Annotated in this window: 26 protein-coding genes; all 26 read left to right on the forward strand. The window is 37.7% G+C overall.

The annotated features are described in order from the left end of the window. The 26 genes from feoB (at position 1) to HMPREF1504_RS08965 (ending at position 25,468) form a co-directional block, all read left to right on the forward strand. Positions 1-2,370, forward strand: coding sequence for a ferrous iron transport protein B (feoB, locus tag HMPREF1504_RS08845; RefSeq protein WP_038125167.1), 2,370 nt, complete (start codon positions 1-3; stop codon positions 2,368-2,370). Between the two features lie 232 nt (positions 2,371-2,602). Next, positions 2,603-2,797 carry a FeoB-associated Cys-rich membrane protein gene (locus tag HMPREF1504_RS08850; RefSeq protein ID WP_005380969.1) on the forward strand — a complete coding sequence of 65 codons (195 nt, stop codon included), beginning with the start codon at positions 2,603-2,605 and terminating at the stop codon, positions 2,795-2,797. A 102-nt stretch (positions 2,798-2,899) separates the two neighbouring features. Continuing rightward, positions 2,900-3,160 carry a DUF6110 family protein gene (locus HMPREF1504_RS08855; RefSeq protein WP_005376730.1) on the forward strand — a complete coding sequence of 87 codons (261 nt, stop codon included), beginning with the start codon at positions 2,900-2,902 and terminating at the stop codon, positions 3,158-3,160. 15 nt (positions 3,161-3,175) lie between these two features. Continuing rightward, on the forward strand, positions 3,176-5,311 hold the full coding sequence (locus HMPREF1504_RS08860; RefSeq protein WP_038125169.1) for a heavy metal translocating P-type ATPase: 2,136 nt from the start codon (positions 3,176-3,178) through the stop codon (positions 5,309-5,311). Between the two features lie 141 nt (positions 5,312-5,452). Beyond that, positions 5,453-5,860 (forward strand): hypothetical protein, encoded by a 408-nt coding sequence (locus HMPREF1504_RS08865; RefSeq protein WP_005376838.1) that lies wholly within the window; start codon positions 5,453-5,455, stop codon positions 5,858-5,860. Next, complete coding sequence (locus HMPREF1504_RS08870; RefSeq protein ID WP_016475408.1) at positions 5,853-6,692, forward strand: hypothetical protein; 840 nt, start codon at positions 5,853-5,855, stop codon at positions 6,690-6,692. The genes HMPREF1504_RS08865 and HMPREF1504_RS08870 overlap by 8 nt, the downstream gene beginning before the upstream one ends. Before the next feature lie 56 nt (positions 6,693-6,748). Beyond that, positions 6,749-7,426: an ECF transporter S component gene (locus HMPREF1504_RS08875; protein ID WP_016475409.1), complete on the forward strand. Its 678-nt coding sequence runs from the start codon at positions 6,749-6,751 to the stop codon at positions 7,424-7,426. Between the two features lie 71 nt (positions 7,427-7,497). Further along, on the forward strand, positions 7,498-7,641 hold the full coding sequence (gene scfA, locus HMPREF1504_RS10265) for a six-cysteine ranthipeptide SCIFF (protein ID WP_004693318.1): 144 nt from the start codon (positions 7,498-7,500) through the stop codon (positions 7,639-7,641). Positions 7,642-7,808: 167 nt separating this feature from the next. Further along, positions 7,809-9,218: a thioether cross-link-forming SCIFF peptide maturase gene (scfB, locus tag HMPREF1504_RS08880; protein WP_038125171.1), complete on the forward strand. Its 1,410-nt coding sequence runs from the start codon at positions 7,809-7,811 to the stop codon at positions 9,216-9,218. A 38-nt stretch (positions 9,219-9,256) separates the two neighbouring features. Next, positions 9,257-11,554: a carbamoyltransferase HypF gene (gene hypF, locus HMPREF1504_RS08885; protein ID WP_038125173.1), complete on the forward strand. Its 2,298-nt coding sequence runs from the start codon at positions 9,257-9,259 to the stop codon at positions 11,552-11,554. A 114-nt stretch (positions 11,555-11,668) separates the two neighbouring features. After that, the gene (locus tag HMPREF1504_RS08890; protein WP_005376745.1) at positions 11,669-11,920 is read left to right on the forward strand and encodes a HypC/HybG/HupF family hydrogenase formation chaperone; all 252 of its coding nucleotides are present in this window, start codon (positions 11,669-11,671) and stop codon (positions 11,918-11,920) included. Further along, positions 11,880-12,998, forward strand: coding sequence for a hydrogenase formation protein HypD (gene hypD, locus HMPREF1504_RS08895; protein WP_016475412.1), 1,119 nt, complete (start codon positions 11,880-11,882; stop codon positions 12,996-12,998). The genes HMPREF1504_RS08890 and hypD overlap by 41 nt, the downstream gene beginning before the upstream one ends. Next, entirely contained in the window at positions 12,998-14,005 is a 1,008-nt protein-coding gene (gene hypE, locus HMPREF1504_RS08900) for a hydrogenase expression/formation protein HypE (RefSeq protein ID WP_038125175.1), read from the forward strand. Before hypD ends, hypE begins: the two co-directional genes overlap by 1 nt. A gap of 185 nt (positions 14,006-14,190) precedes the next feature. Continuing rightward, entirely contained in the window at positions 14,191-14,637 is a 447-nt protein-coding gene (locus HMPREF1504_RS08905; protein WP_005376809.1) for a hypothetical protein, read from the forward strand. A gap of 114 nt (positions 14,638-14,751) precedes the next feature. Then, positions 14,752-15,882, forward strand: a complete 1,131-nt coding sequence (locus HMPREF1504_RS08910; RefSeq protein WP_005380859.1) for a hypothetical protein — start codon at positions 14,752-14,754, stop codon at positions 15,880-15,882. Positions 15,883-15,897: 15 nt separating this feature from the next. Further along, a complete protein-coding gene (locus tag HMPREF1504_RS08915; RefSeq protein WP_038125177.1) occupies positions 15,898-17,448 on the forward strand; it encodes an LptA/OstA family protein in 1,551 nt (516 codons plus the stop codon). Positions 17,449-17,459: 11 nt separating this feature from the next. Continuing rightward, the gene (galU, locus tag HMPREF1504_RS08920; protein WP_005380854.1) at positions 17,460-18,320 is read left to right on the forward strand and encodes a UTP--glucose-1-phosphate uridylyltransferase GalU; all 861 of its coding nucleotides are present in this window, start codon (positions 17,460-17,462) and stop codon (positions 18,318-18,320) included. 178 nt (positions 18,321-18,498) lie between these two features. Beyond that, entirely contained in the window at positions 18,499-19,041 is a 543-nt protein-coding gene (locus HMPREF1504_RS08925) for a hypothetical protein (RefSeq protein ID WP_038125179.1), read from the forward strand. A 24-nt stretch (positions 19,042-19,065) separates the two neighbouring features. Beyond that, entirely contained in the window at positions 19,066-19,578 is a 513-nt protein-coding gene (locus HMPREF1504_RS08930) for a biotin transporter BioY (RefSeq protein ID WP_038125180.1), read from the forward strand. Between the two features lie 58 nt (positions 19,579-19,636). Beyond that, the gene (locus tag HMPREF1504_RS08935) at positions 19,637-20,743 is read left to right on the forward strand and encodes a thiolase family protein (RefSeq protein WP_038125181.1); all 1,107 of its coding nucleotides are present in this window, start codon (positions 19,637-19,639) and stop codon (positions 20,741-20,743) included. Positions 20,744-20,757: 14 nt separating this feature from the next. Continuing rightward, positions 20,758-22,047, forward strand: coding sequence for an AMP-binding protein (locus HMPREF1504_RS08940; protein WP_038125182.1), 1,290 nt, complete (start codon positions 20,758-20,760; stop codon positions 22,045-22,047). Between the two features lie 24 nt (positions 22,048-22,071). Then, positions 22,072-23,070 carry a nucleoid-associated protein gene (locus tag HMPREF1504_RS08945; protein ID WP_038125183.1) on the forward strand — a complete coding sequence of 333 codons (999 nt, stop codon included), beginning with the start codon at positions 22,072-22,074 and terminating at the stop codon, positions 23,068-23,070. Positions 23,071-23,081: 11 nt separating this feature from the next. Continuing rightward, a complete protein-coding gene (gene ybaK, locus HMPREF1504_RS08950) occupies positions 23,082-23,573 on the forward strand; it encodes a Cys-tRNA(Pro) deacylase (protein WP_009660892.1) in 492 nt (163 codons plus the stop codon). An 8-nt stretch (positions 23,574-23,581) separates the two neighbouring features. Continuing rightward, complete coding sequence (locus HMPREF1504_RS08955; protein WP_038125184.1) at positions 23,582-24,244, forward strand: viroplasmin family protein; 663 nt, start codon at positions 23,582-23,584, stop codon at positions 24,242-24,244. 17 nt (positions 24,245-24,261) lie between these two features. After that, entirely contained in the window at positions 24,262-25,179 is a 918-nt protein-coding gene (locus tag HMPREF1504_RS08960) for an NAD-dependent epimerase/dehydratase family protein (RefSeq protein ID WP_038125185.1), read from the forward strand. Positions 25,180-25,189: 10 nt separating this feature from the next. Further along, entirely contained in the window at positions 25,190-25,468 is a 279-nt protein-coding gene (locus HMPREF1504_RS08965) for a DUF1294 domain-containing protein (RefSeq protein ID WP_005384261.1), read from the forward strand. Positions 25,469-25,474 lie beyond the last annotated feature (6 nt).

Raw genomic sequence — 25,474 nt, forward strand, 5'->3', positions numbered from 1 at the left:
ATGGCAGAAAAAGGGCAAATTCGAATTGCCTTAGCAGGTAACCCTAACTGTGGTAAAACTACAATGTTTAACAATATCACAGGGGCGAAGCAACACGTTGGTAACTATGCCGGCGTTACAGTAGAAAAAAAGGAAGGCTATAAGAAATTTGATGGCCATGAGTTATTGTTTATTGACTTGCCAGGTACATATAGCTTAACTGCACGTTCCTTGGATGAGTTAGTAGCGCGTAATGTTATCGTAAATGATAACCCAGATGTAATTGTTAATGTTCTTGATGCATCTAATTTGGAACGTAACTTATATTTAGCTGCACAATTATTGGAACTTGAAAAGCCAATGGTTATTGCTCTAAACATGTCTGATGTTGCTGAAGATATGGGCATTAAATACGACCTAAAAAAAATGGCAAAAATGACAGGGGCTACAATTGTTAGCACAGTAGGTCGTACTAATATTGGTACAAAAGAGTTGCTAGAAGCAACAGTTAGTGTAGCTGCTTCTCAAAAAGCTCCTGGTGTAACAATTAACTATGGTGATTTGTTAGAAGGCAAAATTAGTGAACTTGTAGAAGAACTAAAACAAGCTGGTACTGTTACATATCCACTTCGTTGGGTTGCTGTTAAGTTGTTAGAAAAAGATGCGGACGTTATTGGCAAAGTTATGCGCTTTGAAAATACAGAAGCTGTTATTGAAAAAGCGAAAGCGATTCGTGAAGAAATCAAAGATCAAGTCGATCTTGATGTAATATTCCAAGAATATCGTCACCGCTTCGCAGTAGAAGTATATAATACATGTTTAACACAGGCTCCTACACAATTAGAAACGCGTTCTGACCGTTATGATAAAATTTTAACTCACCGTATTCTTGGTTTGCCAATTTTTATGGTTGTAATGTGGTTACTATTTAACTTTGTAAATACTGTAGGTGCTATTCCTCAAGGTTGGATTGAAGATGGCTTTACTGCATTACAAGCATGGGTTGTAACAGTTATTCCAGAAGGTCAGTTACAATCACTTATTTCTGATGGTATCATCGCCGGTGTAGGTGCTGTATTATCCTTCGTACCATTAATTCTATTATTATTCCTTGGTATCTCTTTCTTGGAAGATACAGGGTATATGGCACGTGCTGCCTTCGTTATTGACCGTGTAATGCGCGCTTGTGGTTTACATGGTAAATCGTTTATTCCTTTATTATTAGGTTTTGGTTGTTCCGTACCATCCGTAATGGGTGCACGTATCCTTGATAACTACAAAGATCGTATGGTAACAATCTTAATTACTCCATTCATGAGTTGTTCTGCACGCTTACCTGTTTATACTTTGTTTGCAGCAGCATTTTTCCCTCCTGAATGGGCTGGTACTGTAGTATTTGCTGTGTATGCATTAGGTATTGTATTTGGTATCGTATTTGCTAAAATTTTCCGCAAATATTTATTTGCTGGCGAAGCAGAACCATTCGTAATGGAATTGCCTCCATATCATTTACCAACTTTAAAAGCTACATTAACTCATATGTTTGAACGTGGTATTATGTACCTTAAAAAAGCAGGTACTTTCATCCTTGCTGCTTCCATCCTCGTATGGTTCATCACAACATATCCAATGGATGTAGAATACTCCAAAGATTATGATGCATTGCATGATCAAGTAGCTCAAACATATGAAATGAAAGATGCAGAAACTTTGGCTCATTTTGGTATCGCTACAGATGAACAAAAAGACCAAGTTAATGAAATCGTAGATAATATGAAATCTACTGTAGCAGATGCTACTACACAAGCAGAGGATGCTGGAGAAGCTGCTCCTGAAATCGAAGTAGAAGATGATTCTGAAGCACCTGAATTGTTCAATGACATTAAAGAACAAAATGAACAATTATTCCCAGTAGCATGGGCTATGTATAAAAATAGCGCTAATTTAGATGATGAAAATCAAAAAATTGACGAAGAAAAAAATTCTGAAAAATTGGAACAATCCTATGCTGCTATGTTCGGTAAAGCAATCAACCCAGTTCTTAAACCATTAGGCTTTGACTGGAAAATCGGTGTATCTCTTGTGGCTGGTTTAGCGGCTAAAGAAGTTGTTGTATCTACATTGGGTACTATCTATGCAGTAGGTGGCGATACAGATCATCCTCAAGCATTGACTGATTACTTACAAAATGATCCACACTTTACACCATTGATTGCATTAACATTAATGCTATTCATCTTGATTTACCCGCCATGTATCGCAGCGCTAGCAGTTATTAAACGCGAAACTGGTTCTTGGAAATGGATGTTATTCATGTTCTGTTATGAAAATGCTTTCGCATGGATTGCATGCTTTATTTTCTACAATATTGGTTTGGCACTAGGCTTCTAATTAAAGCGTAGTTAATCACTATGGTTTACATTCCTTAGATACCTAGAACTAAATTGTATTGACATAATGTAATTTAATTATAGAAAAAATTTAAAATAGCTCTTGCCAATTATCATTATTTGTGGTTAAATGATAATGAGAAAAGGGAAATATCCAAATATATTGCTTTTAACTCATTTATCATATATCAATTTATGAAAATTTGGTGGATATTGAGAAAGAAGGAATTATAATGGATAACCTAATTATAGGACTCATAGTGATATTAGCATTGGCTTATCTTGGTACAAAAATTTATAAACAAGTGTCTGGTAAGGGTGGCTGCGGCTGTGGTAGCGGTGGCTCCAAAAAATCTTCTAGTTGCGGTGGTAACTGCAGCTGTGATGGTTCGAACAAGGCGCTTGGTATTAAACGTACCGCTAAGTAAGCTAATACGAATTCTGAATTTGAAAGAGGGGTCTCTATAATGGCTCCTCTTTTCAAATATAGTAAGTAAATTTTTATATATTTAGTAGAAAGGGATATTATCATGTTCAACTTCAATCAAAACAATCTTAAAAACGCTAACTTATTCGCAGCAGGTCTTGCATTGGGTACTGTAGGTCTTAAAGTGTTGACTTCTAAAGACGCTAAAAAAGTATATGCTGGTATCGTAGCAGCTGGCCTTCGCGCTAAAGAAACTGTATTGGAAACTGCTGAAAAAGTACAAGCTTCCGCATCTGATGTATTGGCAGAAGCTCAAGAAATCAACGAAGCACGCAACGAAGAAATCTTTGAAGAAAATAAATAATAGAAGGATTTAACTATGTTACAATTTTCTGTTGTACGAAAACTCAGAAATCGCTTGCATATTAAGGTAACTGGTCATCGCTTTACAGAAGCTGAAGCTGCTTATGTAGAGGATACATTATTACTTAATGATGCAATTTTAGACGTAACCTTCTATACACGTAGCAGTCAGATCGTCATTAAACATACTGGCGATTCTGAATCTGTACGTGATGCGGTGTTAGGTCTACGCGATTTAGATTTGTCCGAAGCTCCTGCTTTGAATGAATACTCTCCGCGCTTGGTAAATAAAAAATATCGTGAAATGATGATTAATCGCACTGCTATTTACTTAGGTAAAAAAGCAGTGTTACCTGCACCGATTGCGGCAGCATGGGCATGGTTTGACGGTATTAAATTTATCGGCAAAGCGATTAAAACATTGTGGCAACGTAAGTTAACCGTAGAGGTTCTCGACGGTGTTGCTATTGGTGCAGCTTTACTTCAAAAAGATTATCCTACAGCTGGTGCTGTTATGTACCTATTAGGTATTGGCGATATCTTAGAAGAATGGACTCACCGTAAATCTGTATTGAATCTTGCTCAAAGCATGTCTTTGAATGTTGATAAAGTATGGGTTTTAGTTGACGACATTGAAGTGAGCAAGCCAGTTAACGAAGTTGTGGCAGGTGATAAAATCATTATCCGTCAAGGCGAAGTGATTCCATTGGATGGCGTCGTTATCGATGGTGTTGTTCTTGTTAATGAAAGCTCCATGACTGGTGAACCAGAAGCGGTTCGTCGCGATCAAGACAGTTCTGTATATGCAGGTACTGTTGTTGAAGACGGTAAAGCTATTGTAGAAGTACGTAGCACATCTAAATCTTCTCGTTACGAAAAAATCGTTAACCTTATCGAAGAATCTGAACAAATGAAATCCGGTATGGAACAACAAGCATACCGCATGGCTGATAAATTAGTTCCAATAAGCTTTATTGGTGCTGGTTTAACATATTTGTTGACTCGTAATGTGATGAAAGCATTGTCTTTCGTAATGGTTGACTTCTCTTGTGCTCTAAAATTATCCATTCCATTAGCAGTACTTTCCGCTATGCAAGAAGCATCTAAACGCGGTATCACTGTTAAAGGCGGTAAATTCTTAGAACAAATTGCACAAGCAGATATGATTGTATTCGATAAAACAGGTACTCTTACAAAAGCAGAACCTGAGTTTGAACAAATCATTCCATTTAATGGTCATGATGCAGATGAAATGTTAAAATTGGCTGCATGTATTGAGGAACATTTCCCTCACTCCATGGCAAAAGCAATTGTACGTGCTGCTAAGGATCATTCCTTGCCTCACAAGGAAATGCACTCCGACGTAGAATACGTTGTAGCTCATGGTATTGCATCTAAAGTTGGCCGCTACCGTGTACGCATTGGTAGTGCTCACTACATCTTTGATGATGAAAAAACAAAGATTCCTGCAGATGAACAAGAAAAGTTCAATAATTTACCAAATTCATCTTCCCATATTTACCTCGCTATTGGAGGTACACTAGCAGCGGTTATTTGTATTAAAGACCCTGTACGCGATGAATCTAAACAAGTTATTGCTGATTTACATGCTTTAGGCATTAAAAAGATTGTCATGATGACTGGTGACTCTAAACGCAATGCGCAACGCGTAGCTGATGAACTCGGTATCGATGAAGTGCATGCAGAGGTATTGCCAGAGGATAAAGCAGCTTATGTAAAACAAGCAAAAGCTGAAGGTTATACTGTCATGATGGTAGGGGATGGTATCAATGATTCCCCAGCTATTTCTGAAGCACATGTGGGCATCGCAATGAATGAAGGTGCTCCTATTGCACAAAAAATTGCGAATGTTACGATTTCTTCTGATAATCTACAAGCTCTTGTAGATTTACGCCGCATTTCTATGGCCTTGATGAAACGCATCAAGTCCAATTACAATGGCATTGTTGGTTTCAATGGTGCTCTTGTAGGTGGTGGCGTACTTGGTTTCATGCCTCCAAGTCAAACTGCTTGGTTACATAACCTATTCACATTGGGTATTGGTATTGAAAGCATGACTCCATTGTTGAAAGAAGAAAAACCTGAAGACAAACATACAATTGATATTACTGCAGAATCTACTGTTGCATAATACCTGATTGTTCCGTGTTTCGCACATGGATTTTATTAAAAGGCCTCTTATAGAAAATTTCTATAAGAGGTCTTTTTTTGTGGCATTTTACTGGTGTGTAGTGTACAATATCAAGTGATTAATTATCTTAGGAGAACGTATATGAACACTATATTAGATATTTGTAAACGATCACTATATATGAATATATTTATCGTGGCCATTCCTGTTATTTCTTATATGATTCATAATGGATCTAGTGCTACAGTGGCATTGGTATGGTATTTATTGCTATCCTTGTGTATTCCTTGGGCCTATTTATCGTTTAAAGCTAGTACATTTGGCGCTGAAAATAAACGGATTAACCGCATTATATATGTGCTGGGTTGGGCCGTTATTCAGTTTGCTACCTATAAGCTAATGTTTCTTGGGTTGGATTTAAATTGGCTTTGGGGTTTGCCATCCGTTGGGCGTGATATTATCTTCCTTGTCGGTATGTATGGTCAGGTTACTATTGTTCTTATCATAGCTTATTTAATTTCTCAATTGTTGGGAGGTTCACATGAATAAGCAATTTATTGTATTTACTTTAGTTAGTGCCTTTTTTGTAAGTGTAGTGACTGCTGTATTACATCAAACCGGTTTGGGATCTCCATATCTCACATTCCCCGTTTTATCTTTATTGGTACCTGTTCTCTTACAACGGATGCGACAAGGACAATTTAGTGAATTGCCACTTCATATGGGGTACCATGTATACAGTTGGGCCATTTTTACGGTTATTAATCTATTCACTACGCCGTTCAATGTAACATTGGAAAATCAAGCGCTTATAGTACTAGTCTTTTTATGTGTATATTTTTTTACACAGATTTTGCTTGAGTTGGTAGCTTTATTGATGACATTTTTCTTCAAACGTCGCCATAGATGGGGAGCGGTTGATGAAGCTTTAGATATGGCCGTGTATATTTTACCAATTCCATTTATCTATTTAGGTTCTATTTTTTACATCAATTTAACGGATCCTATCATGGTAGCTTATTTTGGCCCTACCATTAGTTTGAATGCTTTAGTGGGGGAATTCCTATTCATCATCATTTCGATGTTAGTCTTTGCATTCTATATGTACCCTCGAAATGGTGAATATAAAGGGACGAGATTATTGCGTATTGTCGTCACAGCTGCTATGCTATTAGCTATGAATGGCCATATATTATATGGTGGGTATATTCCGGAATTTGTGAAAGCAATAGCACCTACGGTATTTCCAATCTATCAAGGCAATCCACTTGTATTCTTTACACCAGGATTACTGGAATTTGTGTTTATTATCGTATCTGTATTAATTGGTAAATTAGTAGAGATAGGTGTAATAAAAGCTCTTACTAAGAGCAAAGGTTAATTTTATTTCTAGTTTCGACTCATATCCTAAGAGAATGAGAGCGGAGGAGGATTTTTATGAATGAAAATGTGAAGGATGGTAACCAACAGGTATCAATCCAAGAACGACAAGCGACACAATCGGAGCGTAAACAGAGTAAGGAAACCGTTACAAAATCGGGCTTAACATTGCGCGAATTAACCATTGTGGGTCTATTAGCGGCCATTACCATTATTCTAGGTCTTTCTGGCTATGGTATTATGGCGTTAGGACCATTGAATGTCACTACATTACATGTCCCAGCATTAATTGGTGCCTTAGTTGAAGGGCCTAAGGTTGGTGCGTTCGTAGGATTGATTTTTGGTGTCTATAGCTTCTGGCAAAATTTTACGGCACCAAATATTTTGTCACCACTGTTTATTAATCCGTTAGTATCAGTATTACCTCGGATTATATTCCCTGTATTGGCTGTTTTGGTATACAAAGCATTATGGAAGGTACCACAAGGTCCGCGCTTGATAGTTTCTGCATTTATGGGCACTATATTCCATACATGTATGGTAATGGGGCTAATCTATGTGATATACGCGGATATGTTCGCACAGGCAATGCATCTTTCATCTGATCAAGTTATGGGAACTATTTTAGTATTGTCTGTTACTCATGGTATTCCAGAGGCCATCTTTGCAGGCGTTATCGTAACACCGATTGCATTGGCGTTGCGAAAAGCATTGCGTAAGGATGTACAAAAATAATTTATATTTTACATAGTTTGAATATCTATGATAAAATAACAGTAATACAATAAGTATTGAGGAGGATAATCATGGCTAAACGTATTCGTACAATCAACACTGAATCTTTACAAAAAACTGCTAAAACTGGCGGTTGTGGTGAATGCCAAACTTCTTGCCAATCCGCTTGCAAAACAAGCTGTACAGTAGGCAACCAAGTTTGCAAACAAAAATAATAAAAAGAGAGCCGATGGCTCTCTTTTTTTATGTATGTAATATATACATACTATTTATGGTATATATTTATGAAGACTTTCAGCACGATAGACAAAAAATGTGGTACAATTATCTAGAAAGTTCTATATAGTTTAGTGCTTTCACATACACATAATTTGGAGGTACCATGTTAGAATTAAAACCAATGATCCATAAGTTTCGGATGAAAGATAACTACTATTGTTTAGATGTAAATAGCGGTATCATTCACGTTATTGATGAACTCATTGATAAAGTATTAGATATATATGACGGCACCAATCGTGATGCAGTCCATGCAGCGTTAGATAGCTCTCAGGATCCTGTAGAATTAAATGAAATCATGGATGAATTAGATGAGCTCATCGCTGCAGAACAACTCTTTGCTCCTATGAGCACCGAATTCAAGCTCGTAGTTGGGGAAAAACCAATCGTTAAAGCATTGTGTCTTAATATTGCCCATGACTGTAATTTAGCATGTAAATATTGCTTTGCAAGTCAAGGCGATTACGGCGGTGTAAAACGCGAATTGATGAGCTTTGATGTAGCTAAACGTGCTGTTGATTTTCTCATTCAAATGAGTGGCACTCGTCAACATTGCGAAATCGATTTCTTCGGTGGTGAACCCCTTCTTAATTGGGACGTGGTGAAACAAACTGTAGAATATATCGAGCAAGAGGCGCCAAAACATAATAAAATCTTTAAATTGACGTTGACTACTAATGGTATGTTATTGTCTCAAGAGAAAATCGATTATGTAAACGAACATAAAATGAGCTTGGTCTTGTCTCTAGATGGCCGAGAAGATGTGCATAATGCTATGCGCCCAGTCGCTGGCAGTGGAGCTAACTCTTATGAGTATATTGCTAAAAATCTTGTAAATGCTGTAAAGCAACGTCATGGTTTAGAATATTATGTACGTGGTACATATACGCATAAGAATCTTGATTTTACTAAAGATGTATTGGCTATGTCTGATTTAGGCTTTGAACACTTATCTATGGAGCCTGTAGTAGGTGAAGAAGGCGATTATGTACTTCGCGAAGAAGATTGGCCAACGCTTGAGAAGGAATATGAAACATTAGCATATATATATTTGCAACGTCAAAAGGACGGGTGGGGTGAGAAATTTAATTTCTTCCACTTCCGTATGGACTTGTACCGTGGACCTTGTATGGCAAAACGTTTGCGTGGCTGTGGGGCTGGTCATGAATATATGGCGGTAGTACCAAATGGGGATATTTATCCATGTCACCAATTTGTAGGCAAAGATGGTTATATACTTGGTAATGTATACGAAGGTTTAAAAAATACTGAAATTCCAAAGGATTTCCGTAACACACATGTGTTTACAAAACCTACCTGTGCAGAATGTTGGGCTAAATTCTTCTGCTCTGGTGGCTGTCATGCCAATAACATTACATTGGGTGGAGATTTACAAACGCCTTATGAGTTTGGCTGTCGTCTACAAAAGAAACGAATTGAATGTGCTATCATGATTCAAGCTGAACTTGAACAAGCTGGCATCGATGGTAGTATTCCTGTAGCATTAGGATAGACATTTTAAATAAGATATATTTTGTAATAGGAGCCGCTATGGACACTAGATTGGATAAAAAACAAACTATTGAACGTTGGGGGATTCGATTTACAGGTATTGTACAAGGGGTCGGATTTCGACCCCTTGTTTCTATGTGGGCCCATCAATTAGGGATTAGTGGATTTGTATATAATGATAGTTCCGGTGTATATGTAGAGGCCCAATCCGACATAGATACATTGCAATTATTTGTTGATACGATTCAGGAAGAACAGCCGCGATTATGCCGTATCACACATGTGAGCATTACAAAGATTGATCCATCTGTAAATGATGATGATAAGGAATTTGTTATCGCTCAGTCTCCTGTGGATGGTACTGTAAATACGTTTATTAGTGCCGATACATCACCGTGTGATGATTGTTTGGCTGAAATGAAGGAATCTGGTAGGAGGTATGATTATCCTTTTATCAACTGTACCAATTGTGGACCTCGATATTCCATTATTAAATCCATGCCCTATGATCGAGAACGAACTACCATGTCTGATTTCACCATGTGTGAAGCTTGCCATGAGGAATACGTTGATGTGAATGGTCGTAGGTATCATGCGGAACCAAATGCTTGTGAACAATGCGGACCGAGCTACCAACTATTAGATAAGAATGGTAATCTCTGTATCGTTGATGATTGTTTTGAAACTGCTATAGAAATGATATCAAATGGTGCGATTATTGCATTAAAGGGAATTGGTGGATATCACTTGGTTTGTGATGCTACTAATGATAAAGCAGTACAAACATTACGGGAGCGAAAGCATCGCAAGGATAAGCCGTTTGCTATTATGGCAGGTTCCATTGATATCGTAGAAGACTTTGCCGTCGTTAGCGATGGAGACTTAGATGCATTAAGCGCTATGGCAAGGCCTATTGTTTTATTAGAGAAAAATGATAATTTTCATGCGTCTATAAGTGAGTTAGTAGCCCCTAATAATCATTTAATTGGTGTTATGTTACCGTATGCACCTATCCATCATGTGTTAGTACCGCATGATGCGAAATGGGTTATGACAAGTGGTAATGCGAGCGGTGATTCCGTTATATATGATGATGAAAAAGCTTTTTTAGAATTGCAGACTATAGCAGATTATTTTTTGACACATAATCGTCAAATTTATGCACCTGTAGATGATTCGATTGTATCAGTGGTGGAAGATACACCTATTTTAATTCGTCGAAGTCGCGGGTATATTCCTGAACCGATTCATTGTGAGTCGATTACAGATCTACCGATACTCGCCATGGGTAGTGATTTAAAGAATACATTTGCGATTAATAAAAAGCAGGAAGTATTGCTAGGACCTCATATAGGTGATTTAGCAAGTGAATCAACTCATAACACTTTTGAGTGGACCATCGAACGATATGAACAGCTGTTTGATGTGAAGCCGAAAGCAATTGTCATGGATAAGCATCCATCATTTTTCTCTTCTAATTATGGTCGACAATTAAGTAAAACGCTAAATCTTCCGGCTATAGAGGTCCAACATCATCATAGTCACATCGCAGCTGTTATGGCTGAATACGATTTAAAATATCCTGTTCTTGGAATTTGTTTTGATGGCACTGGGTATGGTGACGATGATACGATTTGGGGCGGCGAATTTATGCTATGTTATGGCGCAGAGTATATGCGTGTTGCCCATATACATGTAGCGCCTTTGCCTGGTGGTGAAAAAGCGGTAAAAGAACCATGGCGTCAAGCTTTATGGTACTTACGGAATTATTATGGAGAAGAGTTACCTAATATATACAAAACATGGTTAACCACATTGCCTAAAGGCTGGCAAATTCTAGATAAGGCATTGCAATCAGACATGTCGATGATGATGACATCTAGTGCAGGTAGATTATTTGATGTGATTGGTTGTTTGTTGGGCTTAGGAAATGAACACTCTTTTGATGCACAGATCGCCATAGCATTAGAATCTGCATGTGCAAATGAAGAAGGACGATTGTTAGATTTTAACTATGATGGGCAAGTATTAGATCTCGTGCCTGCAGTTCAACAGATTATGGATGGCTATTCTCAAGGTGAAAGTGTATCCTCGTTAGCGGCGAGTTTCCATAAAACATTAGCCATTGCTATTTGTGAAGTTGGAGCTGATTTGTGTGAACGCTATGGCATCGATGATGTATGTATCGGTGGTGGCGTTTTTCAAAATCGCAGATTATTAGCCTCCTTACAACATAAATGGCACCATGGCACATTATATATTAATAAAAAAGTACCATGTAATGATGGTGGTTTATCGTTGGGGCAATTGTGGATTGCTCATCAAAAAAATATATAAACGTATCATTGGTTACATAAGAGTTCTTAGTTTTGTGATACAATTTAATTAATCAAAATATTTGGATTAATAGTTATAAATAGATGTATAAGTATATTTACAAAAGGAGGGCGTATGTGTTTAGCAGTACCAGCACAGTTAATTTCTATTAATGAAGCCATTGGCACAGTAGAATTAACAGGTGCAACGCGCGATTGTAGTTTGCTTCTCGTGCCAGATGCAAAGGTGGGAGACTGGTTATTAGTACATGCCGGTTTTGCAGTTCAAATTGTAGATGAAGAAGAAGCGAAGGCAACCTTAGATGCCTTCCGGGAGTTGGAAGAACTTGAAGAAGCTTACTTTGCAGGAAAAACAGAAAACAGCTGATGCTTTATTACGCCGTATTAGCGAACTACATACACCTGGCGAACGGGTGCGACTTATGGAAGTTTGTGGTACACATACAGTATCTATTTTTAGAGAAGGGTTACGACAATTATTGCCATCGGGAATAGAATTAGTCAGTGGTCCTGGATGTCCTGTGTGTGTAACGGACCAAGTGTATATGGATAAAGCTCTAGAGTATGCCAAACGTGATGATGTTATTATTGCAACCTTTGGGGATATGCTAAAGGTGCCAGGTAGTTATAGTAGTCTTAGTGAAGCTCAAACACAGGGCGCTCATATTCATGTTATCTATACGCCGTTAGAAGTGTTGGAACTAAGTAAAAAACACCCGGATAAATATATAGTATTTTTAGCTATAGGGTTTGAAACGACGATTGCTGTCATCGGTGCCACTGTGAAAGCTGTAGCACAGGCTGGTGTAAAAAATGTATTATTCTTGGTGTCTCATAAATTGGTTCCACCCGCATTACGCGCCTTATTAGACCGACAAGTAGGACAAATTGATGGCTTTATCTTGCCTGGGCATGTCAGTGTTATCATTGGCGAAAAACCATATCAATTTTTACCGGATGAGTATAAAATACCATCCTGTATCGCTGGGTTTGATGGAGTAGAAATATTATCTGCTATCGTCAATATTTTAGAACAACGGAAAAGTGGTCATTTTGAAGTAGGTAATACCTATCACTCTGTTGTTATGAAGGAAGGCAATCCTGTGGCTGTGCGTATGATGAATGAAATATACGATGTTTGTGATGATGCATGGCGTGGTATTGGTATAATTCCAAATTCTGGGTTACAGCTTAATGATGATTACGCATTTCTAGATGCAGAAAAGGTGTTACCTATACAGTTAGAAAAACCATCTCTTGATCCTAAAGGCTGTCAATGTGGGAGCGTATTACAAGGTTTAATCAAACCTAATGAATGTCCGCTTTTTGGAAAAGCTTGTACACCGGATCATGCAGTAGGTGCTTGTATGGTATCTGTAGAAGGTAGTTGTGCTGCATGGTATAAGTATGGCTTTTCTAGTGGCGGATTAGCTTGGGAGGATTAATGGAACGAGTTCGTTTAGTTCATGGCAATGGTGGCCGTTTTAGCCACGAATTGACAGAACGATTTATATTAAAATATTTTACTAATGATTTGTTAGCTCCCTTACATGATGGGGCACAATTTCCAGTATCATCTGGGCGAATGGCTTTCACAACAGATTCGTATGTTGTACAGCCCACTTTTTTCCCGGGTGGTAATATAGGTAAATTAGCTGTATGCGGTACAGTTAACGACCTAGCTATGAATGGCGCTGTTCCGCAATATCTTAGCTGTGGTTTGATTTTAGAAGAAGGTCTTCCTTTCGACGAATTAGAAACAATTTTAAGCACCATGTCTGATATGGCAAAGCTTGCGAATGTACAAATTGTGACGGGTGATACGAAGGTCGTAAAAAAAGGTGAAGTTGATAAAATTTATATCAATACAGCCGGCATTGGTATGATTCCAGATGGCATAAATATAGGTCCGAATGTCGTAAAACCTAATATGGACATTATTCTGTCCGGATCTATTGGTGATCACTCTATAGCTGTCATGGGAGAACGATTTGGACTAGAATTATCAGACTCTGTTAAGACTGATTGTGCTCCATTGAACCATATGGTTCATGCTGTTTTACATGCAGTAGGGCCTCAGGTTGCACTATTGCGTGATCCTACGCGCGGTGGTGTGGGTACTGTTCTTAAAGAGATTGCCGAACAAAGTCAAGTGGGCATAAAGGTTGAGGAATCCAAGCTTATTATTCATGATGAAGTTCGTTCCGTTTGTGATATTTTAGGTTACGATCCTTTATACTTAGCAAATGAAGGTAAATGTATTTTCGTTGTAGAGCCGTCTGTAACAAATGATGTGCTAGATATTTTACATAGTTATCCAGAAGGCCATGAAGCGACTCATATCGGTGTAACCATGGATAAAAATATTGGTAAAGTAGGCCTACAAACATCGATTGGCGGTGTTCGTCTAGTAGATTTATTGGGTGAAGATCAAGTGCCTCGAATCTGTTAAGTCTTCTGGTTATAATTGTATGATTTGCGGTTAAAACATAGCTAAAAATTAAATTGCATAAAATTCATAATAAACTCATTGTATTTTTATATAATTTTACTATCTTTAAGTGTAAGTATTTATACTTTCACTAGAAACTATGTATAGAATTTGTTAAAATATAAGTATCTATTAGGAGGCTTATCATGAAAAAGAAAATTATGACCGCTGTTCTAGGAATTTGTTTAACTACAACTGCATTTGGTGGCATTTTAACTACTCAAGCTGGCGGCTTAAGTAGTATCCTTGGTGGTGCTGCTAAAATTGGTGGCGTTGGCATTCTAGTTAGTAAATTTGGTCCACAAATTGATTCTTTCTTAAATAAATTACTAAAACAAAATAATTTGAGTACTGAATATACTACAAAGGTTGTACCTATCATTAGTATTGGTACAAAAGGGTATATTGGTGCTGCTCAAGTAACAGGCCCTGCATCTAGTATCGAACAAGTTAAGGCTGTTGCTCAAGTTGAAGGTAGCTTTAATGGCATGGTTCGTGTTAAAGGTTTAGTACCAGTAGATAGTACAAATCCAGTGGGCGCTTCCCGTGTTCAAGGTGTAGGTGTATCTGCACTTATTGATTTAAAAATTTAATGGCCACTGAGATACTTCCTTAGAAGTACTCAGAAAATAAGCACGGTCTTAGGCCCGTGCTTATTGTGCTGTTTAACGTATATGTCCCATAGAGGATAAGTTGTGGAGGATTATATGAAGAAGCAAGTACTTACACTTTTGATGGCATCTTTATTGACAGGTACCGCATTTGCTGCACCTGGTACAGTAACGGAAAAAACACAAGTATTAGAAAGCACTGTATATGGTGCACCTCAAGATGGTGCCGTTGTGGATCGTATTAATCAATTGGATGAAACTGTATACGGCAACGGATTTTCTGGCAATACTGCTACATTGAGTAAACGTGTAGATTCTTTATATGATTCCGTTGAAGGTAGTGGTACTAATATTTCATTGCGTGAAGAAATGGACGCACTTGAATATACATACCAAAACAGCATTAATGATGGTTCCTTGGTAGAACGTGTTGAAAAGATGGAACGTAGTGTGAATGGTAGAATTTCAACAGGTTCATTACAAAAACGTATTATTAGCTTGAAAACCAAGGTATATGGTAGTAATGTAACTCTTACAAATCAAGTAGGAACACTATCTTCTGATCACGTGTTCAAGGTAACACTAAATGATGCGGTATCCACAAAAACAAGTCATGAAGGAGATACAATTAAATTCACTGTTGCTGAAAATGTAATGGATGGCAATGTATTGTTGGTGCCAGCTGGTACTGTAGGTTCTGCAACGATTACATCCTTGAAAAAAGCGCGCTCTTTTGGACGTAATGGTGCATTAGATATAACTTTTGAATCTGTTCCTGCTATTGATGGTACAGAATTTACTGCTGTACAAGGTAATGAGGCTAAGGAAAAAACAAAGGGCGAAATTAAAGCAGCTGGTGCCTCTGTGGCTGGTGCAGTTCTACTTGGCCCTGTTGGCTTAGTAGGTGGTGCTTTCATTAAGGGGAAAAATATTGATTACCCAGTAGGCTCCACTGTATTTATTCAACCTCAAGACTCTGTATCTATTCAAGGTCTTGTTATTGGTGGTGATGGGTTAGCTCATAGTGATGATGAATTAGCTGAAGCCGTGACAGTACCGACTGCGAATGATGATTCCGTAGATAGCACTGTGGATGAAGCAGATGATTCAACTGTGAACACTGACGAAGAAGATACAAACACTGCTGATTCAGAAGAAGTAGAAGATACAAATGATACAGCAGAAAATGTTTCACAACCAATCGTCGTAGTAAAGCGTAACCAATAGAGGAGTTTAGTAACCATGAGGAAACAAAGAGTACAATGGCTCGTGGCAGCATGCTTGCTTTGTTTAGCCCAGCCAGCGTGGGCTGCTTCAGACTCAATTACATATCAAGATAGTTTAGATAGTATATCTGAATCCTATCCAGGTGAACTGCAACAACCTTCGACACCTGAACGCAGCAATATTCGTGTTGTTCGTCGTGGTGCTTCACCGATTACTGCACCGACAGAAAAGTTACCAACTCGTGTAGATGCAGATAAGATGACATATTCCGGTAGTACTGGCGATGTAAATGCTTTTGGTAATGTAGTGGTTACTCAAGGTAATCGCACATTACTAGCTAATCGTATCACTGGTAATACAAAAACCACAGAGTATCGAACTGCTGATGGTCCGTATCGCTACTTAGAAGATGGCGGTAAAACTAAAAATCTTACTGGTGATGTTATGACCTATCGTACCAGTGACCAACATTTTGATGCCGGTCATACGCAAGGTTGGTCTGATCCGTATTATGTGAAGGGGCAGAACTTATCCTATGATGGTCAAACCGGTTCCATCGAAAAAGGTATGATTACATCTAAGCATGCGATGGCATTTAAGCATACACCTGATTACCGTATTGAAGGTGAAGACATTAAAATTTACCCTGGCGATAAGGTGGTTATTCAACATCCAAGCTTTTACATCAAGAATTTTAAACTTTTTAGCTTGAAATCTTATACAAAATCTATACGTGGAGATAAACAAGGTAAAGTAAGTGCATTTTCTATTATGCCTCGTCCTATTTATAATAGTGATGATGGCATTGGATTGCGTGGTAATGCAGAAATTCCATTGGGTAAATCTGGTGAAGCGTATTTTGATTACAAATGGTATTCAAAATCTGGATTTAAGCCTCAAATTGGATATCGCTATTTCTTACCTTGGGGAACTGCATCCATCGGGTATAGTAAAGTATCCAATGAATATAATGATGAAACTGTATGGGTAGAAAAAATCGGCGAATTACGTCTTGATACACATACGTACCATATTGGTAAATCTCCATTTACTGCACGTGGTGAAACAAGCATTGGTTATTGGAAGGAAGGATCTGTAAAGGGGGTCCATAAGGACTATAAGGTAGAAGTATCTCATGATCCTATCAACCTTTGGAAAGATGGTACTTTGCGATTCTTCGGCGGTTATCAACGCGATTATTATGGCTATGATAAGTCGATACGTAGCATGCCGTACTGGGGCGCTCAATTCCGTACAGCTGTAGGACCTAGAGTTAATGCGTGGGTATCGTATAATCAACGCAATATTAGCTATAACAACTCGCCATATCGCTTTGATAGTACAGAGCTTCCTAAGGAGCTCATCTATGGTGGTTCCTTTAAATTGACACGTCTCGATGATATTTCGGTGAGTGTTAAACAAAATATGATGAGTGGCGATGTGGATTCTATCTATTACACATACCATCGTGATTTGCACTCCTTTGATATGTATTTAACATATAAAGATTCTCATAAAAATAATAATAACCAATGGAAAATCAAATTCGTTGGTAAAGATTTCTAAGGAGCATACACATGAAGTCTATTCGTAAGGCTGTCATTCCAGCAGCTGGTTTCGGTACACGTTTTTTGCCAGCTACGAAAGCACAACCAAAGGAAATGTTGCCTATTGTTGATACACCGGCGATTCAATATATTGTAAAAGAAGCACTCGATTCTGGTATCGAAGAAATTCTTATCATAACAGGTCGTAGCAAACGCGCTATAGAAGATCATTTTGATAGCAGTGTCGAGCTAGAAGAGCTATTACAAAAGCAAGGTAAAAATAAACAATTAGCCATGGTAAAAGATTTGGCGGATATTAAAATTCATTTTATTCGTCAGAAATCACCGCGTGGTTTAGGTGATGCCGTATTATGTGCTAAAGCGTTTATTGGTGACGAGCCATTTGCTGTATTATTAGGTGATGACATTGTTTATAATCCAGAAAAACCATGCTTACAACAGTTGATGGATTGTTATGAACAACATCCAGGTATCATATTAGGTGCTCAATTTGTACCGAATGAAAAGGTAAGCTCCTATGGTATTGTGTCCGGAGAACCGTTGGCAGATAACTTGTATCGTGTTCATGGCTTAGTAGAAAAACCAAGTGTTGATAAGGCACCGTCCAATTTAGCTGTTCTTGGTCGATATATTTTAACGCCTGATATTTTTGATATCTTAGAGAATACAAAACCAGGTGTAGGTAATGAAGTACAACTAACAGATGCATTAGCTGCATCCAAAACAGATACTTACGCTTTAGCCTATGAAGGTGTTCGCTATGATACAGGTGATAAATTAGGCTATTTGAAAGCTACCGTGGAATATGCGCTTCGGAATGAAGAATTAGGGGCAGCATTTAAGGAATATTTAAAAGGATTGAAGTTATAAAATAGCTTATATATTCTTTGAATTTAAATATAAAATTGAGGCCACCATTGATTATCAATGGTGGCTTTTGTTGTTAACTCGTATATCATACTAGGTTGACTATAGTGTTTCCGTTGATTATAATTTAATAGTAACGGTATAAAACTGTTATTATACTGATTAAATTATAAGGAGTAATATGCGAGATCTATTAGCTCTTTTAACGGATGAAGAAACGTTAAATTTACCTACTAATTGCGTTATTACGAAGGCTTATTTTGATACGCAAGGCACAGATGAAATTGTGTTTCATGGTGTAGAGTATAAAGGCAATCATATATCCGTTTGTATGTCCAATACAAGTGGTACGTTATGGGTTAATTTATTACAACTAACAAGACCTTTACAAATTCGTGAGACTCCTAAAGTTGATGATTCACTTAAACGTATTTCATTTACAAAGGATGAAATTATACAATTTGTAGAGGATGTAAATGATCGCAATCGTATTCATCGTGAAGTTCCTTATATTGTGCCAGGCTTACTTATACTTGAGTATCTTTGGATGCATATGATAAATAGTAACATAAAGGTAGGCATGTCTATTCGTTTTTTATCTCCTATGCTTGCTAATGATTGTGTTTCTATTGAAAGCCAACGTGAAGGGAATGTCTTAGTTGGCGCGTTAGATGATATGATTCTTTTTAAGGCTCGTCTCTATGATGAGCATAGAACGAATTAAGATTTTATGTGAATGAGGTATATTATGGAAGCAAGACGTTTAACAAAAATGGCTTTATTAACAGCTCTTTTGTGTGTATCAGCATGGATTTCATTTCCATTGCCATTTAGCCCTGCTATGGTGACAGCATTAACATTAGTTGCTACTTTGACGGGTCTATTACTATCCCCTAAGGATACATTAATTGTATTTATCGTGTATGTACTACTTGGAACCGTAGGATTGCCAGTCTTTGTAGGCGGTACATCTGGATTGGGTAAATTACTCGGACCTACTGGCGGTTTCATTTTCTCTTGGCCTATAGCATATACATTGTTAAGTATCTGTAAAGGTAAATCTAGAAGTTTCTTATCCTATAGCTGGCGTTCAATAGTTATCACAATCCCTGTAGTGTATATTTTTGGTGTCGCTGGATTTATGATTGTTACAGGTACTCCATTTTGGGCATCTCTACCTATTGTGATGCTTCCATATATTCCTGGTGACATTGTTAAATGTTTAGTTGCCTCTTGGTTAGCTACAAAAATTAAAATATAATGATGATATGTGTAGGAGGTGTTATTAGTACACCTCCTTATTTATATGGAGTAATGCTATGCCTGTTTTCATTCATAATGGATTACGCACCCCCATTGGTGTCGTTAACGGACAATATAAATCAATACGCCCTGAATTACTTGGCGCCAAGGTATTAAATCAGCTATTTGACTCAAAAAAAGCATCTTCGTTGGATGCCATTTTTTGTGGCAATGCAGTTGGTACTGGTGGGAATATTGCTAGATTGATGGGGCTTTATAGTCATTTACCTAATACGATACCAGCAATTACAGTAGACATGCAATGTGCATCAGGTATGATGAGCGTTGAGATGGCCTATGCTCATATTGCATCAGGAATGATGGATACAGTCATTGCTGGTGGTATTGAAAGTTCATCTTTACAACCACTAAGGACATATGCAGACCATGATGATCGCAGTGGTGATTATATGGTGGCACAATTTGCGCCAAATGAAATATCGCCTTTAGCAATGTTAGAAGGGGCTGAACGTACCATGATAAAACATTGTGTAGGTGTAGAGGAGTTAAATCCTTACATTATTAGGAGCCATCAATGTGCACAACATGCTCGCGAACAAGGAATACTTTCACCATATATACTGGACATTGAAATAGATGGAAAGTGCTGCATTGATGAATCGATACGACCATCTATGAATGAAAAACTGTTAAATCGTATGAAGCCCTTATTAGGACCTAATTCTATAACGACAGCTGGCAATGCGTGCCTTACTCATGATGGTGCAGCCTTTGTTACATTGAGCAGTCAAGAAGGACCATTTAGGATTGTGCATGCCATGCCTTGGGCGGGAGAGCCTCTATATAGTCCAGAAGGTGCTTTGTTAAGTACAAAGAAAATATTAGATGTTACCGGTCTTTCTCCAACTGAAATTGATGTATTTGAATGGAATGAAGCGTTCGCTGTTATCTCTGCTTTATTTGGACGAGAATATCCAGATTTTGTTGATAGATATAATATGCTTGGTGGTGCACTAGCCTATGGGCATCCGTATGGTTGTTCTGGTGCTATGCTTTTGATACATTGCATGGCAGCTCTAGAGTACTGTAATGGTCACTATGGACTATGTGCCATTGCTGGCGCCGGCGGTACGGGAACCGCTATGATTATTGAGCGTATGTAGATAAGGATCTTACGATGAATATGATATTACAGGCCATATTTAACCATGGTCATAAGCAGAAATTGAATACTGCCATTATTGTAGATGGGGTTCAACATACTTATAGGGATTTATATGATGATGTTGTTGAAAGAGTACAAGAGATAGAGAATGACAACTGTATTACATCAATTATAAACGGTAAACGTCATATTATTTTTATAGATACAGAGTCTGTATATGAACAATTGATATTGTGGTTAGCTGCTTTACATTGTGGATATATTCCTATTGTTTCTCATCCACACATGGATAATACATATCGCAGTCGCTTAATGCGTCTACTTGGTTCCATAGATATTCCGATAGAAGCGCAGTTTGGCGTCCTTACATCTGGAACTACAGGCATGCCAAAACCTTTGTGGCGAACTGAAAAATCCTGGGCGGATTATTTTGATATACAAAATGATATCTTTCATATTAATCATGCTACGCGTATATTTGTACATGGCAGTTTTAGTTTTACAGGCAATACGAATATGATGTTAGCTGTCTTATGGGCTGGCGGTCAAATCGTAACGAGTGATAAAATGCAACCGAAGAGATGGCAATCATTGATTCATTCTTATCAATGCACTCATATTTATATGTTGCCTACAAAACTGCGTTTACTATTACGATGGAATAGCAGTACTTGTTCTTGTGTACAATATATTATTGCAGGCTCACAAGTTGTAGATAGAGAATTATTACATTCTCTACACATGCTATATCCAACGATGGAATTCATTCTGTACTATGGAGCATCAGAGCTAAACTATATTAGCCATTGTACTGGTGAAGAATGGCATACGTATCCTGGTACTGTAGGTCGTCCATTTCCTGGAGTCACTGTTGACATAAAAGATGATTATATTTATGTAACCACACGGTTTGGTATATGCGGACTTGATGGGATGGTAACAGTTGGTGACAAGGGCCATTGGTGTGGAGATTACATTATATTTGATGGTCGTAATGGGGATATTATTAACCGAGGTGGTTATAAGATTGCTGTATTAGATTTAGAATCGCAGTTACAAGTCTTATCAACTATAGAGGATATTGCAGTCATAGGTGTGCCTGATCCATTACGAGGAGAAGAGGTTGTGGCCTTTATCGTGCCTGCAGAGGGCGTTACGGTATCTGAGGTAGAATTCGATGTGCGTAGAGCTATTCCTCATGAGGCGCAACCTAAATATTTACGATATATTGATGCCATACCATTAACAGATTGTTCAAAAATAGACAAAGAATTGCTAAAAGAATGGTATAATAAAGAGTAATATTTTTATCCTTTAGGAGTTATCATGCAAATTAATAAAGTAGCCCTAGAGATTTTTGATTTTACATCATCTTTAGCGGTCTATTCTGAACATGAATTAAAAATAGGTGAGCAAGACATACATGACTATATTGCAGGCCATGTAACGAAAGCTTTTAAAGATCCCGGTGCGAGAACAGGGACGTTACATGCACATAGCCCTATGGGAAAGCGAATCGGTGAATATAAATCTGGTGAAATCTCCTTTATCACGTTAGCTAAAGAGTTAGGGGAGAAAACCTTTGACTATATGAAGCAAGCCACAGTAGGCGTTGTCATTGATACTATTGTATGCGATGTGGTGACAGATACATCCTATATTTGTATGCTATTATGTCAGGCTCATGATGCCTTTACGCATCAATTGTTTAGTGAAGATGATGGCTCCTTATCGACAGAACTTGTACCACATAAGGCGGTATTGCCGATGCCGACACAAAAGTTGCGAGCTTTTGTTGCCATAAATACATTGGATTTATCTGTTCGTATTTTTGAACCCAAAGGTGAATATGACGGTGAAGTTTGTTATATCTTAGCAGATAAGGTGTTACAACTCGGTACAGATCAATCCTCTAGGGATACTGTTAAAAAGGTAAAAACCATTATAGATAAGGTGGCTCAAGCGCACGAATCCGATGGTGTAGCAGAGCTGACGATGGCAAAGTCTATGATTGCTAAAAATGCAGAAGTATCTGATACGGTTAATCCTATTCGCATTGTGGAAGAGGTATTTAAGTCTAACCCCATTCAACAAGAAGCGGCTAAAAAGGAGTTAGCTGAACAGGATATGATGCGGCCTTTACCGGTAAATCGTGAGTTTGCTACGAAGGTAGGCGAACATCATAAGATTAAAACCGATACAGGCATAGAAATTTCGTTCCCTGTAGAATATATGCAAAATCGGGAGTTTATAGAAATTAAAACTAATGATGATGGTACTTTACGCATTGAATTAAAGAATATAAATAAAATTGTTAATAAATAGGAGGCTCTTGTATGAGTAAGGAAAAGCATAAAAAAACAAATGCATTACGCATATTAGATACTCATCACATAGCATATACGATTGATGAATATGAATGGTCTGAAGAACGAGGTCAGGGTATTCATGTAGCTGATGAACTAGGTCTTGATGAAAAAGAAGTATTTAAGACTTTAGTTGGCAAGGGTGATAAAACAGGATATGTAGTATTCTGTATTCCTGTAGCTGAAGAACTAGATATGAAACAGGCTGCTCGTGTCAGTGGTAATAAATCAGTTGAATTAATTCATGTTAAGGACTTATTAGGTATAACTGGTTATTTGCGGGGTGGTTGCTCGCCGGTAGGTATGAAAAAGCTATTTCCTACATATTTTGATGAAACGATGCAAGCTCAAGAGGCTGTATATGTTAGTGCTGGTTTACGAGGCATGCAGATGCATGTTAATCCACAAGATTTACAATCTGTGGTAAATGCTGAATTTGTACCGCTTACCATGAAGCATTAGGAGGTTGTATGGCAAAGAAATTTTATGCTGTAAAAGCAGGCCGTACGCCAGGTATTTATGAAACTTGGAGCGATTGTGAAAAACAGGTCAAAGGTTTTGGTGGAGCTATTTATAAATCGTTTCCCACTAAGTCAGAAGCCCAGGCTTTTATAGGTGATGAAGGTGTGAGTATTGGTGATTATCTAGCATCATCAAAAACGTCTAAAACAAACCATACAAAGAAATCTATAGCTCCCGATTTCTCAGAAACCAATCATTTAATTGCATATATTGATGGTAGTTATGACAAATATAATCAATCGGTAGGTTCCGGTGGTATTATGTTTCTAAATGGAAATAAAGAAACATTTTCGTTCGGCACAAAAGATGAGAAATATACAGAGTTTTGGAATGTGTCTGGTGAGTTATTGGCGGCCATGCATGTTATGGAATATGCTTTAACTCATGGAATTTCTAAGTGTTCCTTATATTATGATTATATGGGGATTGAAATGTGGGCCACGAAGAAGTGGAAACGAAATAATGTATTAACCAATGAATATGCAGCATTTTGTGAACGTATATTTTCACATGTGAAAGTATACTTTCACAAGGTACATGCTCATACTGGTGATACATATAATGAAATGGCTGACCAACTCGCAAAGGCAGGGGCAGCGATAGGTAAATAATCTAAAAGGGGAAAACAATGCGCGTTTGTGTAACGGGGGGCGCCGGATTCATAGGGTCCCATCTGGTCGATCGACTCATAGCATTAGGTCATACAGTATTGGTAATAGATAATCTTACAACAGGGGTACGAGAATTTGTTAATCCAAAAGCAACATTCATAGAAATGGATGTACGAGACGTTAACATAGAATCTATTTTTGCAGATTTTAAACCTCAAGTGGTATTTCATGAAGCGGCACAAACGATGGTACCTGCATCTATGGAAAATCCTAAGATGGATTGTGATGTGAATCTAATGGGATTAATTAATATGCTCGAAGCAGCTAGAAAGCATAATGTTTCACATTTTCTAATGCCATCCTCTGCTGCAGTGTATGGTGATCTCAATACATTACCACTCACAGAAGACATGTCTGGTAAACCGACATCATTTTATGGCCTTACAAAATTGACAGCTGAAGGATATTTACGTATTTATGAACAAGCTTTTGGATTAAAAACAGTATGCTTTAGATATGCTAATGTATATGGGCCACGTCAAGGAGATGGTGGAGAAGGCGGTGTAATCAGTATTTTCAACCGCCTCATTAATGAGGATAAGCCGCTTACCATTTTTGGGGATGGTGAGCAAACACGTGACTTTGTATATGTAGCTGATGTAGTTGAGGCTAATATTAAAGCTATGAATCATCCTGATTTAACAGGAATTTATAATATTTCTACCAATACGAGTACATCTGTCAATGAATTGGTAGGCTATTTTACATCTATTAGTGGTAAAGAAATTGTAACTAATTATGAAGCAGAACGAGTTGGAGATATACGCCATTCTCGTTTATGTAATAAAAAAGCAAAAAAGGATTTTGGATTTGAAGCCACTGTTAGTTTAGATTGTGGATTGGGTGATACCTTCTCATATTTTAAGGGGAAATAAATATAGGATTATGAGTGAAACGTATTTTCTGATTATTATGACCGTATGGAATTTTATTGTCTTTTGTATATATGGATATGATAAGTTATCCGCTATAAAGGGGTATGAGCGGATTTCTGAATTTACATTGCTATTTTTAGCCTTTGCCTTTGGTGGTTTAGGCGCTTTATTGGGCATGGTAGTATGTCATCATAAAACAGCAAAATTGAAATTTAAGTTATTGATTCCCATCGCTATTCTTTGGTCCGTATTTGGTATCGGTTATGGCTATGGTTGGATTGGTGCATAAAGGAGA

The sequence above is a fragment of the Veillonella sp. ICM51a genome, assembly GCF_000524355.1.
Taxonomy (GTDB): Bacteria; Bacillota; Negativicutes; order Veillonellales; family Veillonellaceae; genus Veillonella; species Veillonella atypica.